Origin of the sequence: Treponema sp. TIM-1 (genome assembly GCF_046533115.1) — a bacterium.
Classification (GTDB): Bacteria; Spirochaetota; Spirochaetia; order Treponematales; family Breznakiellaceae; genus JAIRMO01.
The window spans coordinates 46,904-61,195 of record NZ_JAJQRC010000014.1; the positions used below are offsets into that span (position 1 = coordinate 46,904).

A 14,292-nucleotide genomic window follows, 5' to 3' on the forward strand; every position below is an offset into this window, starting at 1 on the left:
TATAATCATACCCACTATTTGGATTTATGGCAATTCATGTGGTGAGAATTGTCGGTACCGCTTGACAGGTTTATAAAAAAATGATATAAAATAAATCATTCTCAAAACCGAAGTTTTGGGAAGGTCTTAAAATTTATCCGCATGAAGCTGTTGAAGGCGCTGTGCCTTCAGATCATCCGCTGATGGATGATTCCGGGGAACTGAAGTTCCAATTTCCATTCAAGTACTTCCACGAAGGGATAACAGGGTAAAAACCTGTCCGGAGATGAACTCCTAAAAATCATCTGTTACAAGGAGTTTAGTATGAAAAAATTGTTTTTTCTGGGGGCCGCCCTTATTCTGCTGGCCGCCCATCTTTCTGCCCATGAATTTTTTGTGATGCCCGAGGAAGTAAAGGATTACCGCGCCGGTGATACGGTGAAGATCGCCGCCCTTTCCACCCACTACTTTACCGTGGGGGAGGAGCTGGAGCCCGTGGAGGTGAACGAGGTCTATATCGTAAAAAACGGCGCCAAAACCGGGGGCAACCTGCCCCTCACGGCGAACCGTGACCGGCTCTGGTATGAGGCCTCTTACCGCCTGACCGATGATACCCCGGTGATCGTGGTGGGTAACCGTATCGGGGGATTTTATTGTCTCTTTACCGACGGAGGGTACGCCGATGGCAGGCGGGCCGAAGTTCAGGCCGCTAATCCCGGAAAAACCATAGGGACTGCCCGGTACTTTGCAAAATACTCAAAGCTCTACCTCAATCCCAATACCCGGGATACGACCTTTAACCGGCCCCTGGGCCATGCCCTGGAGATCATTCCCCTGGAAAATCCGGCCCAGTACCGGAACGGCTCCCGGCCCCGGTTCCGGGTATTGTACAATGGACAACCCCTGGCAAACGCGGAAATTTCCGCAACCTACGATTATTACAACTATAAGACCGAAAACGCCTACGCACAAACCGAAAAAACTGATGCTAAAGGAGAGGTTCAGTTCCGAATCACCAATCCCGGCGTTTGGTTGGTCCGGATCAGCGATACCCGCAAGTCCGCTTATCCCAGTACCGACGAAGACAATAACGCCGCTATACTGGTGTTTGCCGTCAAGTGAAAAGACGAGGGTATTTAGCCCTGCTTTTATCGGCGGGGCTCCTGCTTCCCGGGAGACTTTTTGCCCACGGCGTTGAGGTTTATGACATCAGCGGGGCCCTGCCGGCGGCAACGATACACTTTAAGTATAGTACCGGGGAACCCATGATGTTTGCCAAGATCCGGCTTTTTGCCCCTTCCCGGCCCGATACGGAGGTTTTATCCAGCCTTACCGACCGAAACGGGCGGTTTAGTTTTATCCCCGACGAGGAGGGAGAATGGACGATAGAGGCTTCCGACAACATGGGCCACCAGGGGAGTATCATTATCAGCGCCGCTGCTACAGCGGATGAGGCCCCGAAAAAGACCGGGGAACAGGCTTCCCTGGGGATACGGCTGATCTTGGGACTCAGTTTGATCCTAAACATCTTTGCCGCTTACAATTTTATCCTCCGGGGGATCATCAAAAAAAGGGGGATCCATGCACATCAGTGAAGGGGTCCTCTCGCCGCCGGTTCTGGCCGCAGGCTGGGCGCTTACCGCGGCGGGTCTCGGTATAGGATTACGGAAAACTCAGGCGGAGGAACTGCCGAAAACAGCCCTGGTCTCGGGGGTTCTTTTTCTTATAAGCCTGGTCCACGTGCCCCTGGGGCCTTCCAGTATCCACCTGACCCTGTTGGGTATGGCGGGTTTCCTTTTGGGATGGAGCGCAATTCCCGCCCTGTTTACCGCCCTGCTGCTCCAGGGGCTGCTCCTCCAGTTTGGGGGCCTCCTCGCCCTGGGGGCGAATACCGCCATCATGGGAACCGCGGCGCTGGCGGGGTACGGTGTCTTTCGGGTCTTCCCCCGGCGGCTGCACCTCCTCTCCGCCTTTACCGCGGGCTTTATCGCGGTGATAACCGGCGCGGTCCTGGTAACCGCGGCCCTGTTTTTCAGTAACGGGAACCTGGCCTTGACCGCGGCCCTCATTTTCGCGGCCAACCTGCCCCTGGCGGTGGTGGAGGGGGTTATCTCGGTACTGATGGCTATCTTTCTTGCAAGGACCCTGCCGGATCATGTATTTAAACAGACTCGAATTTAAAAATGATGTTTTTATAGGCATTGATCCCCGTTGCCGTATCGGGACGGGGGTATGCCTCATCCTCTCAAGTATTACTATCTCACATCCCCTGATCCTCGGTGGCTGTATCCTGGGACTTTTCCTCTGCCTTATCAGGGATATACCGACGGTCCTGCTGCGGCTTATCCCGGTGAACCTCTTGGCCGTTGTCCTCTGGCTGACGCTGCCCCTCAGCGGCCTTGATGTAAGGACCGCCCTGGGGGAAGCCCTGGTATACACCCTGCGGATCAATACCGCCGCCCTGCTATACATGGTAACGATCATTCCCCTGGGGCCCGGCGGCCTGGCAAACGCCCTGATAAAACTCCGCTGCCCGGATAAACTCACCGCCTTGTTTCTTTTGACCTACCGGTATATCTTTGTGATGTATGAACGGGTGTTTGTTTCGGTACGATCCATGTTGATCCGGCGTCCCCGGCAAAGCACCCTTGGACGCTGGTCTTCCTACACGGCGGTATTTGGGACCGCCCTGATAAGCGCCGTCCAACGGGCCCAAAAAGCCGGTAAAGCCATGGAAGTCCGGGGCTTTGACGGCGTCATCCCCATGACCCGGATGTTCTCCTGGAAAGGGAGGGATACCCTTTTCCTCAGCGTTGGCCTTTCCCTCTCCTGTATCCTCCGGATTCTGGACAGGCTTTTAACCGGGAAACTATGGAACTTTTAAGGGTAACCAATCTCTGTTATAGCTACTATAGCCACATTCCTGCTCTGAAGGATATTTGTTTTTCCCTGGAAGAAGGGGGCTGTCTCTGTATCGCCGGAGCTAACGGATCGGGCAAATCGACTCTCCTGGAACTTATCGCGGGCGGCATCAACGGCGCCTCCGGGGAGATCCTGATCCATGGGGAAGCAGTTTCCCGGCGGAAAGGCGGAGAACGGCGAAACATCGGCATGGTTTTTCAGGAACCGGACAACCAGCTTTTTATGCCCTCGGTCTGGGAAGACGTGGCCTTTGGAGTGATGCACCGGGGAGTAAGCCCCGTGGAGGGCCGGGAGCGGGCCCTGGAGGCCCTCAGCGCGGTGGGGGCCGAACACCTCGCGGACCGCCCCCCGTATAAACTCTCCGGCGGGGAAAAACAGCGGGCCGCCATTGCCACGGCCCTGATCCTGGAACCGGAAATTCTGCTCCTGGATGAACCCACCGCCGCCCTGGACCCCCGGTCCCGGCGGAACATCATCGCCCTGCTCAAAAGCCTGAACTGCGCCAAGATCATCGCCGGCCACGACCTGGACATGATGCTGGACTTGGAGGGGGAGGCGCTTTTCCTCCATCAGGGGCAAATCTCCGCCCACGGTAAGGCCGCGGAACTCCTCCGGGACGGACCCTTCCTCCGGGGTATCGGCCTGGAATTACCCTTGAGTCTCTCATCCGCTTAGCCGTAGGCCTATAAGAAATTCACCACAAAGGCGCAGAAGGCGAAGAAGTAAAGAATAATTAAGCGGGAAGAATAGGGGAGAAGGGCCTGCGCTTTACTTTTCCCGCTTCATGCTTGATTCTCCGAAACGGTGACTGTCACCAATTAACCCCTCAAACCGCCTGCCACTCCCCCAGGGTCCGGGCGGCCGGGTCAAATATGGCCCCTACTTTGACCAGCTTCTTGGTGCCGGCGGTCCAGGGTATCAGGTACCCCTTCTCATCTATCTGTTTCAGGGCGTCCGCTGCCGTGCCGTTCCCCAGCAATTTGAACTCAAACACATATACCGTGTCCTTCGTCGTTACCACCGCGTCTGCCCGGCCCGCGGCGCTCCGGACCTCTGCCTCGGCATACTGCCCCAGCAGCCGGAACACCAGGTAAAACACCGTCTGGTAGTACCGTTCTGTCCGTTCATGCAGATCATAGGGAATACTCGAAAAAAATGCCCGCAGCCGCGTCATAAATCCTTCCACATCCCCTGCCCGCAGATCCACAAAAAACTTCCCCATGAAAAAATCAAAAAGTTCCCGTTTTCCCAAAAAATACGCTTTTAATGTGGAGAGGAAGAGGCTTTTCCCAAAACGCCGGGGCCGGCTCAGAAAATAGGGGGTGGTTTCGGCTGCCAGCCGGTACACGTAAGCGGTTTTGTCCACATATATACAGCCATTTGTACGGAGTTTCTCAAAATCCTGTATGCCGATGGGCATTTTCCGCGGGATCATGGTCTTAGTATAACCGGCTCATAAGGGATAATTCAATAGCGGTCATTCTTCCCCGTCAAAAAGTTCTCCCTGGACTTCATCATCCCGATCCTGATTATCCTCTTCCGGATCCGCTTCGAAAGGCTCGCCTTCAAGTTCCGTATCCAGTTCCGGCGGGACATCGTGGTCCTCCGCTGCATCCTCCGTCCGGTCAGGTTCGCCGGGATCAGCTTCGGCTATACCGGAGCCCTTTTTCTCGTAAACCGATTCTTCCTGGACGATACGATCCACCCCGATGACAAAGTCCGGCTTATCGATGCTGAGGATCTTGACCCCCTGGGCGGAACGGCCCATCACCCGGATAGCGGCGACCTTGAGTTTGATGGATTTACCCTGGCTCGTGATACACATGATCTCCTCGTTATCCAGGACATTGACACAGCCGACAAGCTCCCCGGTTTTTTCAGAGACCGTGTAGATCCGCTGGCCCCCGGTGGCCCGGCCATGGGAGGAAAACTCGCTGAATTCAACCCGCTTGCCAAAACCGAACTCCGAAAGGAGGAGCATCTTTTCCCAGGGAGTTGAAGTTTCCGCCGAATCAGCCGCGGAATCCGGGACAGGAAGATCCCCTGAAGCCGAAGTCTCCGGGGCATCCCCGGAATCCGAAGGGGTTTGGGATTTTGCCGGGGCCGGGGACAAGGGGTCCACCCGGAGCAGGCCCGTGAGTTCGTCGTCATCGTCAAGTTTCATCCCCGTAACCCCCCGGGAGGAACGGCCCATGGCCCGAATATGGGATTCGTGGGTACGCAGGGCCTGCCCTTTCCGGGAGATAAGTACCACTTCGTCGGAACCGCCGGTAAGCAGGGCGCTTACCAGCTTGTCCCCTTCATCCAAATTGAGGGCGATGATACCCCGGGTTTTGGCGTTGGTAAACTCACTGATCCGTACTTTTTTGACCACCCCCCGGGCGGTACCCATAAAGAGGTATTGATCGTCGGTAAAGTCCTTGAGGGATACAATGGTAGTGATATCCTCGTTGGGAGAAACCGTGAGGAGGCTTTTGATGTGAACCCCCTTACTGGTACGGCTGCCCTCGGGGAGTTCATGGACCTTCATCCAGTAGGCCTTGCCTTCGCTGGTGATAAACAGGATATATTCGTGGGTGGAGGCTACGAAGATCTGCTCCACAAAATCATCTTCGGTTAATTTGGCGCTCTGCATGCCCTTGCCGCCCCGGCTTTGGTTCCGGTAGGCCGATACGGGGACCCGTTTGACATAGCCCAGGTTGGAAATGAGGATCATCATCTCCTCTTTTTTGATGAGGTCCTCAATATTGATATTTTCCACTTCCCCGGCCACAATTTCGGTACGCCGTTTATCCCCATACCGGTCCCGAATCACGGCAGTCTCGTCCTTGATGACCCCCAGGAGCTTTTTTTCATCCTCCAAAAGGGATTTAAAGTAGGCGATCTGGACCTTGAGTTCCTCCAATTCCTGTTTGAGCTTTTCGACTTCCAGACTGGTGAGCCGTCCCAGGCGCATATCCACAATGGCCTGGGCTTGGGCTTCGGAGAGAAGGAACCGCTCCCGCAGTTTTTCCTTGGCGATGTTGATATCCCGGGACGCCCGGATAATAGCCACCACCTCGTCGATGTTGGCCAGGGCGATGACCAGACCTTCCAGGATATGGGCCCGCTCCTCGGCCTTGCGGAGCTCGTACCGGGTCCGGCGGGTTACCACCTCCACCCGGTGTTCCACAAAGTAGCGGATCAGTTCCTTAAGGTTGAGGCATTGGGGTTTACCCTTGACCAGGGCCAGGTTGATGATGCCGAAGGTGGACTGCAGGCTGGTATTGGAAAAAAGCTGATTCAGCACCACCTTGAGGATCGCCCCCCGTTTGAGCTCTATGACGATGCGGATCCCGTCGCGGTCAGACTCATCGTTAAAAGCGGCTATACCGTCGATTACCTTTTCTTTGATTAAGTCGCCGATCCGGATAAGCAGGGCGGCCTTATTCACGTTATAGGGGATCTCGTTAAAAACGATCAGTTCTTTTCCTGATTTTGAGGTTTCCACGGTGAAGCGGCCCCGGACCAGCAGCCGGCCCCGGCCGGTTCTATAGGCGTCCCGAATGCCCTGGCGGCCAAAGATAATTCCCCCGGTGGGAAAGTCCGGGCCGGTCACCAGTTTCATCAGTTCATCAATGGTTATTTCCGGGTTATCGATATAGGCAGCGACCGCGTTACAGACTTCAACCAAATTGTGGGGGGCCATATTGGTGGCCATCCCCACGGCGATACCGCTGGAACCGTTGATGAGGAGATTCGGCAGCGCCGCGGGAAGTACCAGGGGCTCGTTAAGGCTTTCATCGAAGTTGGGCATAAAGTCCACGGTCTCTTTCCGGAGATCCTGGAGCATCTCGTCGCCGATTCGGGATATTTTTGCCTCGGTGTAGCGCATGGCGGCGGGGGGATCATTGTCCAGGGAACCGAAATTCCCCTGGCCGTGTACCAGGGGATACCGGAGGGAAAAGTCCTGGGCCATCCGGACCAAGGCGTCGTAGAGGGCCATATCCCCATGGGGGTGGTATTTCCCCATGGTATCCCCCACAATACGGGCGCTTTTTTTAGTGGCGGCGTTTGGCCGCAGTCCCAGCTCATCCATGGAATAGAGGAGCCGCCTATGCACCGGTTTAAGACCGTCCCGCACATCCGGCAGGGCCCGGGCCACAATAACCGACATGGCATAGATAAGGTAGTCGTTTTTTACTTCATCTTCTATCGCAACGGGGATTATTTTTCCAATCGCAGCCACAAAATTCCTCTTGATTTAGTCTATTTCAAAAAAATTCACCTTTTGAAACTGACTCTAGTATACCATTTTATCGAAAAACAGTCGAGATGACGTAAGGAACTGTTCAAGAATAAAATGCGATGCATTTTATTCTAATTGCTTACGCAATAACGAAATAACTTGCCCTTTTGGGCAAGTTATTTTGAACAGTTCCTAATGCGCATTGATCCGGATTAATTGAGTTTGAACCGTACCGGATAACGGTAACGGACCCCCACGGTGGTACCGTTGGATTCCGCCGGGACGCAGCGCTGGCCCTGAAAGGCTTTGGCCGCGGCTTCCCCAAAACCCCTGCCCGGGGGAGTTTCTTTAAGGACGATAACCCGCTGGACCACCCCGTCCCGGTCGATGAAAAGCTCCAGGATCACCGAGCCTTCGATCCCCGAACGCTGGGCAATGGGCGGATAGATCAGCACTTCCCTAATGGCCTCTTCGGAAAAAAACGGCATCTTGGTGATTTTGTTTTGGGGCAAATAGGTTTCCCGCTCCGGGCTCGGCACGGTTACCGGGGCGGTCACCGTACCGGGCGCTACCAGGGTTTGTTTCTCCGGGACCTCTTCCACCACGGTCATGTTTTCCGCGATGGTTTCCACCACATTTTCAGCAGGCGCCGGCGGAGGTTCGGCGGGGGGCGGGGGTGGGGGCAGCGGAGGCGGGGGCAGTTCTTCCTGAATGTCCACCAGCTTCATCACCGTAAGGGGTGGCTCCGGTTCGTTTAGGGCAGGTTTAATATAGATCACCCAGTAGAAAAGCACCACCCCGTGGAGAAGGGCAACGAACAGGAAGATGGCCGGGCGGATCAGGTTGGAGTTACGCATCTTTCACCACAAAACTCACCACCCGGTACTGGAGGAGTTGTAATATTTGGAGGACCTGGTTAATGTGGACAAAGGGAGTGTCCCGGTCGGCGATGAGGTGGATCCGGGTATCCGGGGCATTGCGGTAGAGTTCCCCCACCGCAATCTCCACCTCCTCAAGACCGCAGGGGGTACCGTCCAAATAAACCGAGCCTTGCCGGTCTACCCAGAGTTCCAGGTTTTTTTCAGCGCTCACTTTTTTGGCGGTTTCCCCCTCGGGATAGGCGATCTTTACCTCCTTGCGGTAGTTGATCAGGGAGACCAGCATGATAAAAATAAGGAGGAGGAAGGCCACATCGGACATGGCGTTTAAGGGGACGATTAATCTTTTTCTTGACCGGTTAATTTTCATGGGTATGGGTCCCGGTTATTTTCATCCTTCATGGTAAACGAAAAGGAATCCACCTGCAGTTTCTGGGCCAATTCCACAAAAGAAACCACCTGCTGCCAGGGGGTCTGGGGGTCCACGGTGAGGACCACCGCCAGGTTGGGGTTGGACCCCAGGGCGGAACGGATCTCCTGTTCCGCAGCGGCGGGCTCCCTGACTTCACCCTGAAACAGCAGCCGGCCGTACCCGTCCAGTTCATACCGCAAAAGATCGTCCTTGAGGATGAAGCGGGTGGAATTCCGGGCCGGAAGGTTCATCAAAAAACCCTTGTTGATATTAAACCCGGCAATAACGATAAAATAAATGATCAAAAGAAAAGCCAAGTCGCTTAAGGCGCTTGAGTCTTCATAGAGCTCCCGTTTCCGCCGGCGGAGTTTCATGGATGGATCCGATGAAGGCGCCGCCTTCCGGCGCTGGCGCGGCGGGCGCCGGATTTTTCCGCGCCGCTTATGGCCAAGTCCATGATAAGCTCCGAGCAGGCCTGTTCCACCTCCGCGACGAACTTATCCACCACATGGGTAAGCAGGGAATGGGAAACCATGGCGATGATGGCAATGATCAACCCGAAAACCGTGGTGATCAGGGCTTCGTAAATACCGTTGGCCACGATTTGGGCGTTTACCTCGGTGGCTTCGGCGATAGATTTGAAGGCCCCGATCATCCCCGACACCGTACCCAAAAAGCCGGTCAGGGGGGAGAGGGACCCCAGGGCGGTAAGGAAGTTGAAGCCGTTTTCCAGGGAATTGATACGGCTCAGGGCCTCGGTTTCTACGGCCCGTTCGATAAGGTGTTCGGAAAGCCCGGCCCGGTTAACCAGGGCAAGGAGGATCCGGGCGCCGACCCGGCGTTTGGACAAGGCGGCCAGATATGCTTGCGCCCCCGGGATGTCCCCGGCTTTGATATACTCCTCCACCCGCGTTTTAAGGGCCCCTATCCGCAAGTCATGGTACAATAAATAGAGGGTTCGTTCCAGGGCAATGGCAATGGTGGCAATTGAAAAGGCCAAAAGGGGCCACATAAAAATGCCCCCCATTTGAAAAAAACTTAATAACGAAAACCCTCCCTGTCCACTATCCATATATATACCTCACTTAACTTTTATAAGTTGAATTTCTTCACCCCAAAGGGCTATCATCCGATCCCATTCGTATTCCAGATATATCCAGGCAGCGGCCTCCTCCCAGTCCCGAAGCAGGGTGCCTGAATTCCGTACCATCCGCAATTCTTCGGGGAACAGGATCCCGGTATAGCTGGTATTCCACCGTATATCCTCGGCCCTGGTCCATACCGCGCCGGCTTCACTCCAGGCCGGGGGACGCTTTTTCCTGGAGACCAGTTCGGGGAACAGGATGGGCTTCCAGTACCGTTCAAAAGATTTTTGGCCCGCAAAGACAGGGACCGCTTCCCGGGAGTGCATCCATTGGACGAGGACGGCGATCCGCTCTTCCCGGTTACGCAGGGCCCGGAGGGCCTGCTCCCCAATAAGCCGGGTGTCCTTCTGCCGGATCTTTCCCTCGCTTATATCCAGGGGATCCACCGGCCTTTCCAGCCGCAGCGTTGCCTGGTCCCCCTCGACCCTAAAAACGCCCCGTCCCGAGAGTTCCCGGGTAAATTCGTTCCACCCCGTGGTATGGGAGGCGAGGAACCCCAGGGAGATAAGGTGGAACTCCCCGGCCTCGGGGATGGAACCCCTAAAAACCAGAGCCGGCATCGCACCGGAGGAGATGATGAGGGAGGAGCCGCCGGTTTTCCCCCGGACTTCCCGGACCTCAACCTGGCCCAGCCCCTCCTCTGCAGGGCCGCGGTACCGGGCCAGGGTTTTCTCCCGAAAGGCCGACCCGTCCAAGGCCCGGCCGCCCAGATTAACCAGGCTGGAACACCCGGAACAGAGGACCACTAAGCCCGCTATAATCGCCGCGAAAACGCTTGTGGGGGAAAAGCCCCGTTTCCCCCGGGTTTTATTTCTTCTCATACCCCGGCCCCTCAATAACTCCACCTATACCCAAAGGAAATCATGGGTATGGGCAAACCATAGGATGCGGTACTGCTCCCCTCATCTTCCTTACCGGTATACCGGTTAAAGGTGGTATTCCCCTTGGGCTTGTAAAAAAGGGTTTGCAGATTCTCAATACCCAGATAAATCTCCCCCTGCACCTTATTCCGGGAATTAAAGAAATACCAGGAAAATTTCATATCCATGGGTATGGACCAGGGCATACGATTGGTATCCGAATAGTGGGAACCCCGTTTGTATACCTCCACCAGGGTGTCGCCGTCTTCCAACAACAAGGGGGCCATCTGGATACGGCCCGTATCGGATCGTGGAGTCCCGCCGGCTAACCCGAACCGGAAGGCGATATTGATAAACCGTACCGGCTTGATGTTCAGGATAAGATTAAGGGTATGAAAACGGTGAAAGGAGGGATAATACCAATCGCCATTCTTATCGGCCCCGGAACTCCATTCATCGGCCTGGGCCGAGGGGTTCCGGTAACGGGCATAGATAAAGGAGTAGGAAATCCACCCGTCCCAAAACCGGGACTCGAGTTTTTGGAGCATCATATCAAAACCCCAAATATAACCTTCACCGTCAAAATAACCCACCGTCTGCGACCCTAAGGGGGTCAGGGCCAATCCTTCATAGGCCCGGTCAAAGACATATTTAAAGTACCCTTCCAGGGTAAAGGTAAATCCGTCGGTCAAGTCGATCTTGGTTCCGGCTATGCTGGTCCAGGACCGGTTCTGGGTGAGTTCAAAATCGTCTATCCCGTTTTGGGCGTCGAGAAAAAAAATCAAATCATTTTGGGATGAAAAAAGCCCGGTCCCCAGGGTAAAACTCACGGCATCCAGGGGGCCTTTGTCCTTGAGGACGTTAAAATCCAGGTTCAGCCGGGGATTAACCACCGGCATGGTCTGGATGGTAAAATCCCGGCCGATAAAATAGAGGTGATCCATCCTGAGTCCCAATTCCGCCCCAAAGATCTGGCGGGGACCGGAATATTCCACCAGGGAATAGGCGGAGGTGGTTATCCCGTGGTTATGGACATCAATAGGAAGGGCGGCCAAAAAGCTCGCATACCCCCCGTTGGGTATTTTCGTCGTATAGGGAGGCCCGAATTGGATCAATGCTTCTTTAGGCCGTTCTACAAAGAACCGGGAATTTTCAGCCTGCATCCATTGGGAGTACAGTTCCTGGACCCCGGCGGCAAAGAGAAAGCCCCTGCCCAGATCCCAGTCAAAATCCACCCGTCCCTGCAGGTTGACGGTCGTGGTGGTAAGGGCCATATTTTGCAAACGATCAATATGATACGACAGATCAGAAACCTGATAGTGGTTCTTAAATTCCTGGGAATAATTAGCAGTAACCTTGTTGCTGATGTATCCCTCCACGGCGGACTGTAAAAAGCCCACCCCGGCGCTTGCCTTGAGGATCATAGTGGGCCGGGGATTATAGGCAAGGCCCGCATTGAGGAAGCCAAGCATATTTTCCCAGTCAAAACTCATCTTGCTTTGGCTGGAGAGATCCGTAGAACGGTACTCGGTGTCGTAAAAGGCGGCGGCCCCATCGGCGCCAAAAAAACCGGCGCCGCTTAATTCCAGCTCCGGCGTAAACCGGTAATTTCCCGTCAGGGCGATGCTGCGGATATAGGGAGCAACCCGGACATATTCTACCGCGGCGATAAATTGCTTTGCCAGCCATACAAAGGGATCCCAATAGGTAACCTTTCCCATAGCCATAAGCCCCCCCCTGCCCCCGAAAGGAAAAGAGAGGTTAAGGTTGACCGCGCTGGTAGAAATGCCGACATCCAGCTCCGTTTCCTCAGAAGAGGGCTGCTTGGATCTTACCTCCAGCAGACCTGATATGGTGTGGCCGTACCGGGAGGAGAACACCCCATGAGAAAGCTGGGCGCTTTCCACCATTCGAGGATCAAAGATCGAAGCCATGCCCCCCCAATGGTAGGGCTGGCTGATATAAAACCCGTCCAAGACCGCCATAAGGTCCCCGGGTTCTCCCCCGCGAATGGAGGGCATGGCGTTAAAGGAGCCGGCGTATCCCACCCCGGGGAGGAGTTTTATGGAGGTCATCACATCTTGGACAATCCCGATCTCCGCGGTTCGGGACAAGTTTTCCCCGCTAATGGCCACGCTCCGGCCGCTTTTGGTCTCACTGGTCCCGGGCCGCGGGGCCTCTATTACCAGTTCCCGGCCTTCTATGACATCTCCGCCCAGGCGCAAGGCTACGGCAAAACGGTCCTCCCTAAGGGGTATGGTCAGCCGCCGGCTTTCATAGCCGGGATAGAGGATCCGCAGGACCACCGGGCGATCCTCGGGAACCGTCACCATGACCCGGCCTTCTTCGTCACAGGTATATTCCGTGCCGTCCCAGGATAGGATCACCGCCCCCTCCAGGGGAAGTTCCAGATCGCCATCTTCCACCACGATCTCCACATCCCGGGCAAAAAGAAAAATCCGGAAAAATAATAACACCAGTATCCCGGCTATGAATTTTTTACTCACCGGATGGTCCTCATGATAAATATCTCCTCGGCAAACGGAATAGGGACAACTTCTTAAGCCGGGGGATTCTGATCTTCTACCTGCTGTTCTCCCGCCTTTTTTTCCCGGGCTTCATCGGCGGCCAGTTTCCGATTGTATATAAAAACCCCCAGGGCAACAAAGGTAAGGGTATCAAACATATACTTTTCCGCCCGCTCCCCAAAGCTGAACCCGGAAAAGTGCCGGATAAGACTGTACAGGATGATAAAAACGCCTATTCCCGCGACAATTCTAAGGAGCCAGCTCCGTTTTATTTTCATAATCTCACTATACATGAAAAAAACTTCCGGGTCTATGAGAAAGTTTTAATCTACTGTAAATTCTATTTATGCAAGACACGATAAAAATTGATCCGGACCGGATTAAGGCCCTGGCGCTGGATCTGGACGGAACCGTCCTAACCCCGGATGCCCGCCTCGGCGGCCGCACCCTCCGGGTACTCAAGGCTTGTTTAAGCCGGGGAATCGCCGTGATCCTCTGCACGGGGCGTTCCGTGGCCGGGGCTGAGCCGTACCGGGCCGCGCTGGACGCCCGGGGGCCCATGGTGTACTTTAACGGGGCCAAGGTGGCGGATATGCCCGGAGAACGGATCCTGCACCTCTCCCTGCTGGACAAGGATACGGCGAATTTTTGTGTGGATCTTTCCCGCAAAATGGGCCTTTATTATCAGATCTATTTTCCCGGCACCCGGGATCGGCCCGGGGACCGGCTGGTGGCCGAGTACCGGGGTGAGGAAACCGCTTTGTACCGGAACCATACCGGCATAGATGCGGTAATCGGTGATTTAAAGGAAGCGCTGGCGGATCCGGGCTGTCCGGGCTGTATTAAGGGGATGTTCATCACCGCTCCTGCCCAACAGGACATCATCCGGCCCCTCCTGGCCGAACAATTCGGCGGGAAGATCTATATGACCCGGACCTATGTTTCCTTTTTGGAGGTGATGGCCCCCGGAGTTTCCAAGGGCCGGGGGCTCAAACTGGCCATGGACCATCTGGGGCTTAGTTCCGGGGAGCTTATCGCCCTGGGGGATGAAGAAAACGACCTCCCCCTGTTCGAAATCGCGGGATTTTCCGCCGCCCCCGCCAATGCCAAACCCCCGGTACTGGCCGCCGCGGATCTCCGGATCGGTTCCAACGCGGAAGAAGGGGCCGCGGCCTTTTTGGAGGAGCTCTTTTTTGGCGGGCCCTGTTCCGAGTAAGGAAATCGTAGAGCTGGTAGCAGGAAGAATAGGATTAACCACGAACCACTCGAACACCACGAACGAAGAGGAAGAGACGGGAAGAGAATTTGACCACAAAGGCGAAGAAGGCGAATAAGGGAAT

At 55.2% G+C, this 14,292-nt stretch carries 14 protein-coding genes and 2 pseudogenes; 6 read left to right on the forward strand and 10 right to left on the reverse strand.

The genetic code is table 11. From position 1 onward, the window contains the following. The first annotated feature begins 303 nt into the window (after positions 1–303). The 5 genes from LQZ21_RS07725 to LQZ21_RS07745 are packed head-to-tail and all read left to right on the forward strand — an operon-like array spanning position 304 to position 3,576. Complete coding sequence (locus LQZ21_RS07725; RefSeq protein ID WP_411043707.1) at positions 304–1,101, forward strand: DUF4198 domain-containing protein; 798 nt, start codon at positions 304–306, stop codon at positions 1,099–1,101. Further along, on the forward strand, positions 1,098–1,574 hold the full coding sequence (locus LQZ21_RS07730; protein ID WP_411043708.1) for a hypothetical protein: 477 nt from the start codon (positions 1,098–1,100) through the stop codon (positions 1,572–1,574). Before LQZ21_RS07725 ends, LQZ21_RS07730 begins: the two co-directional genes overlap by 4 nt. After that, entirely contained in the window at positions 1,561–2,160 is a 600-nt protein-coding gene (gene cbiM, locus LQZ21_RS07735) for a cobalt transporter CbiM (RefSeq protein WP_411043709.1), read from the forward strand. Before LQZ21_RS07730 ends, cbiM begins: the two co-directional genes overlap by 14 nt. Beyond that, positions 2,135–2,863 (forward strand): energy-coupling factor transporter transmembrane component T family protein, encoded by a 729-nt coding sequence (locus LQZ21_RS07740; protein ID WP_411043710.1) that lies wholly within the window; start codon positions 2,135–2,137, stop codon positions 2,861–2,863. Before cbiM ends, LQZ21_RS07740 begins: the two co-directional genes overlap by 26 nt. Then, positions 2,851–3,576 carry an energy-coupling factor ABC transporter ATP-binding protein gene (locus LQZ21_RS07745; protein ID WP_411043711.1) on the forward strand — a complete coding sequence of 242 codons (726 nt, stop codon included), beginning with the start codon at positions 2,851–2,853 and terminating at the stop codon, positions 3,574–3,576. Before LQZ21_RS07740 ends, LQZ21_RS07745 begins: the two co-directional genes overlap by 13 nt. A gap of 151 nt (positions 3,577–3,727) precedes the next feature. Here LQZ21_RS07745 and LQZ21_RS07750 read toward each other — a convergent pair whose 3' ends face one another. The 10 genes and pseudogenes from LQZ21_RS07750 to LQZ21_RS07795 form a co-directional block, all read right to left on the reverse strand. Beyond that, positions 3,728–4,123 (reverse strand): PD-(D/E)XK nuclease domain-containing protein, encoded by a 396-nt coding sequence (locus tag LQZ21_RS07750; protein WP_411043721.1) that lies wholly within the window; start codon positions 4,121–4,123, stop codon positions 3,728–3,730. A gap of 9 nt (positions 4,124–4,132) precedes the next feature. Further along, positions 4,133–4,336: pseudogene (locus LQZ21_RS07755) on the reverse strand (AAA family ATPase); the annotation flags it as partial. A gap of 285 nt (positions 4,337–4,621) precedes the next feature. Then, positions 4,622–7,129, reverse strand: a pseudogene (gene gyrA / locus LQZ21_RS07760) (DNA topoisomerase (ATP-hydrolyzing) subunit A); the annotation flags it as partial. A 212-nt stretch (positions 7,130–7,341) separates the two neighbouring features. Beyond that, complete coding sequence (locus tag LQZ21_RS07765; protein WP_411043712.1) at positions 7,342–7,986, reverse strand: energy transducer TonB; 645 nt, start codon at positions 7,984–7,986, stop codon at positions 7,342–7,344. Continuing rightward, positions 7,979–8,377 (reverse strand): ExbD/TolR family protein, encoded by a 399-nt coding sequence (locus LQZ21_RS07770; protein WP_411043713.1) that lies wholly within the window; start codon positions 8,375–8,377, stop codon positions 7,979–7,981. The genes LQZ21_RS07765 and LQZ21_RS07770 overlap by 8 nt, the downstream gene beginning before the upstream one ends. Continuing rightward, complete coding sequence (locus LQZ21_RS07775) at positions 8,374–8,793, reverse strand: ExbD/TolR family protein (protein ID WP_411043714.1); 420 nt, start codon at positions 8,791–8,793, stop codon at positions 8,374–8,376. Before LQZ21_RS07775 ends, LQZ21_RS07770 begins: the two co-directional genes overlap by 4 nt. Further along, complete coding sequence (locus LQZ21_RS07780) at positions 8,790–9,431, reverse strand: MotA/TolQ/ExbB proton channel family protein (protein WP_411043715.1); 642 nt, start codon at positions 9,429–9,431, stop codon at positions 8,790–8,792. The genes LQZ21_RS07775 and LQZ21_RS07780 overlap by 4 nt, the downstream gene beginning before the upstream one ends. Before the next feature lie 69 nt (positions 9,432–9,500). Beyond that, positions 9,501–10,385: a hypothetical protein gene (locus LQZ21_RS07785; RefSeq protein ID WP_411043716.1), complete on the reverse strand. Its 885-nt coding sequence runs from the start codon at positions 10,383–10,385 to the stop codon at positions 9,501–9,503. A gap of 11 nt (positions 10,386–10,396) precedes the next feature. After that, on the reverse strand, positions 10,397–12,931 hold the full coding sequence (locus tag LQZ21_RS07790) for a TonB-dependent receptor plug domain-containing protein (RefSeq protein WP_411043717.1): 2,535 nt from the start codon (positions 12,929–12,931) through the stop codon (positions 10,397–10,399). Between the two features lie 53 nt (positions 12,932–12,984). Further along, complete coding sequence (locus tag LQZ21_RS07795) at positions 12,985–13,230, reverse strand: hypothetical protein (RefSeq protein ID WP_411043718.1); 246 nt, start codon at positions 13,228–13,230, stop codon at positions 12,985–12,987. 68 nt (positions 13,231–13,298) lie between these two features. Between LQZ21_RS07795 and LQZ21_RS07800 the strand changes: the two genes are divergently transcribed. Beyond that, complete coding sequence (locus LQZ21_RS07800) at positions 13,299–14,168, forward strand: Cof-type HAD-IIB family hydrolase (protein WP_411043719.1); 870 nt, start codon at positions 13,299–13,301, stop codon at positions 14,166–14,168. Positions 14,169–14,292 lie beyond the last annotated feature (124 nt).

Coding starts and splice junctions, on each gene's coding strand:
- LQZ21_RS07750 (WP_411043721.1), bottom strand. CDS start 4,123: ATGGGGAAGTTTTTTGTGGATCTGCGGGCAGGGGATGTGGAAGGATTT.
- LQZ21_RS07785 (WP_411043716.1), bottom strand. CDS start 10,385: ATGAGAAGAAATAAAACCCGGGGGAAACGGGGCTTTTCCCCCACAAGC.
- LQZ21_RS07795 (WP_411043718.1), bottom strand. CDS start 13,230: ATGAAAATAAAACGGAGCTGGCTCCTTAGAATTGTCGCGGGAATAGGC.
- LQZ21_RS07745 (WP_411043711.1), top strand. CDS start 2,851: ATGGAACTTTTAAGGGTAACCAATCTCTGTTATAGCTACTATAGCCAC.
- LQZ21_RS07780 (WP_411043715.1), bottom strand. CDS start 9,431: ATGTGGCCCCTTTTGGCCTTTTCAATTGCCACCATTGCCATTGCCCTG.
- LQZ21_RS07770 (WP_411043713.1), bottom strand. CDS start 8,377: ATGAAAATTAACCGGTCAAGAAAAAGATTAATCGTCCCCTTAAACGCC.
- LQZ21_RS07740 (WP_411043710.1), top strand. CDS start 2,135: ATGTATTTAAACAGACTCGAATTTAAAAATGATGTTTTTATAGGCATT.
- cbiM (WP_411043709.1), top strand. CDS start 1,561: ATGCACATCAGTGAAGGGGTCCTCTCGCCGCCGGTTCTGGCCGCAGGC.
- LQZ21_RS07800 (WP_411043719.1), top strand. CDS start 13,299: ATGCAAGACACGATAAAAATTGATCCGGACCGGATTAAGGCCCTGGCG.
- LQZ21_RS07725 (WP_411043707.1), top strand. CDS start 304: ATGAAAAAATTGTTTTTTCTGGGGGCCGCCCTTATTCTGCTGGCCGCC.
- LQZ21_RS07775 (WP_411043714.1), bottom strand. CDS start 8,793: ATGAAACTCCGCCGGCGGAAACGGGAGCTCTATGAAGACTCAAGCGCC.
- LQZ21_RS07765 (WP_411043712.1), bottom strand. CDS start 7,986: ATGCGTAACTCCAACCTGATCCGCCCGGCCATCTTCCTGTTCGTTGCC.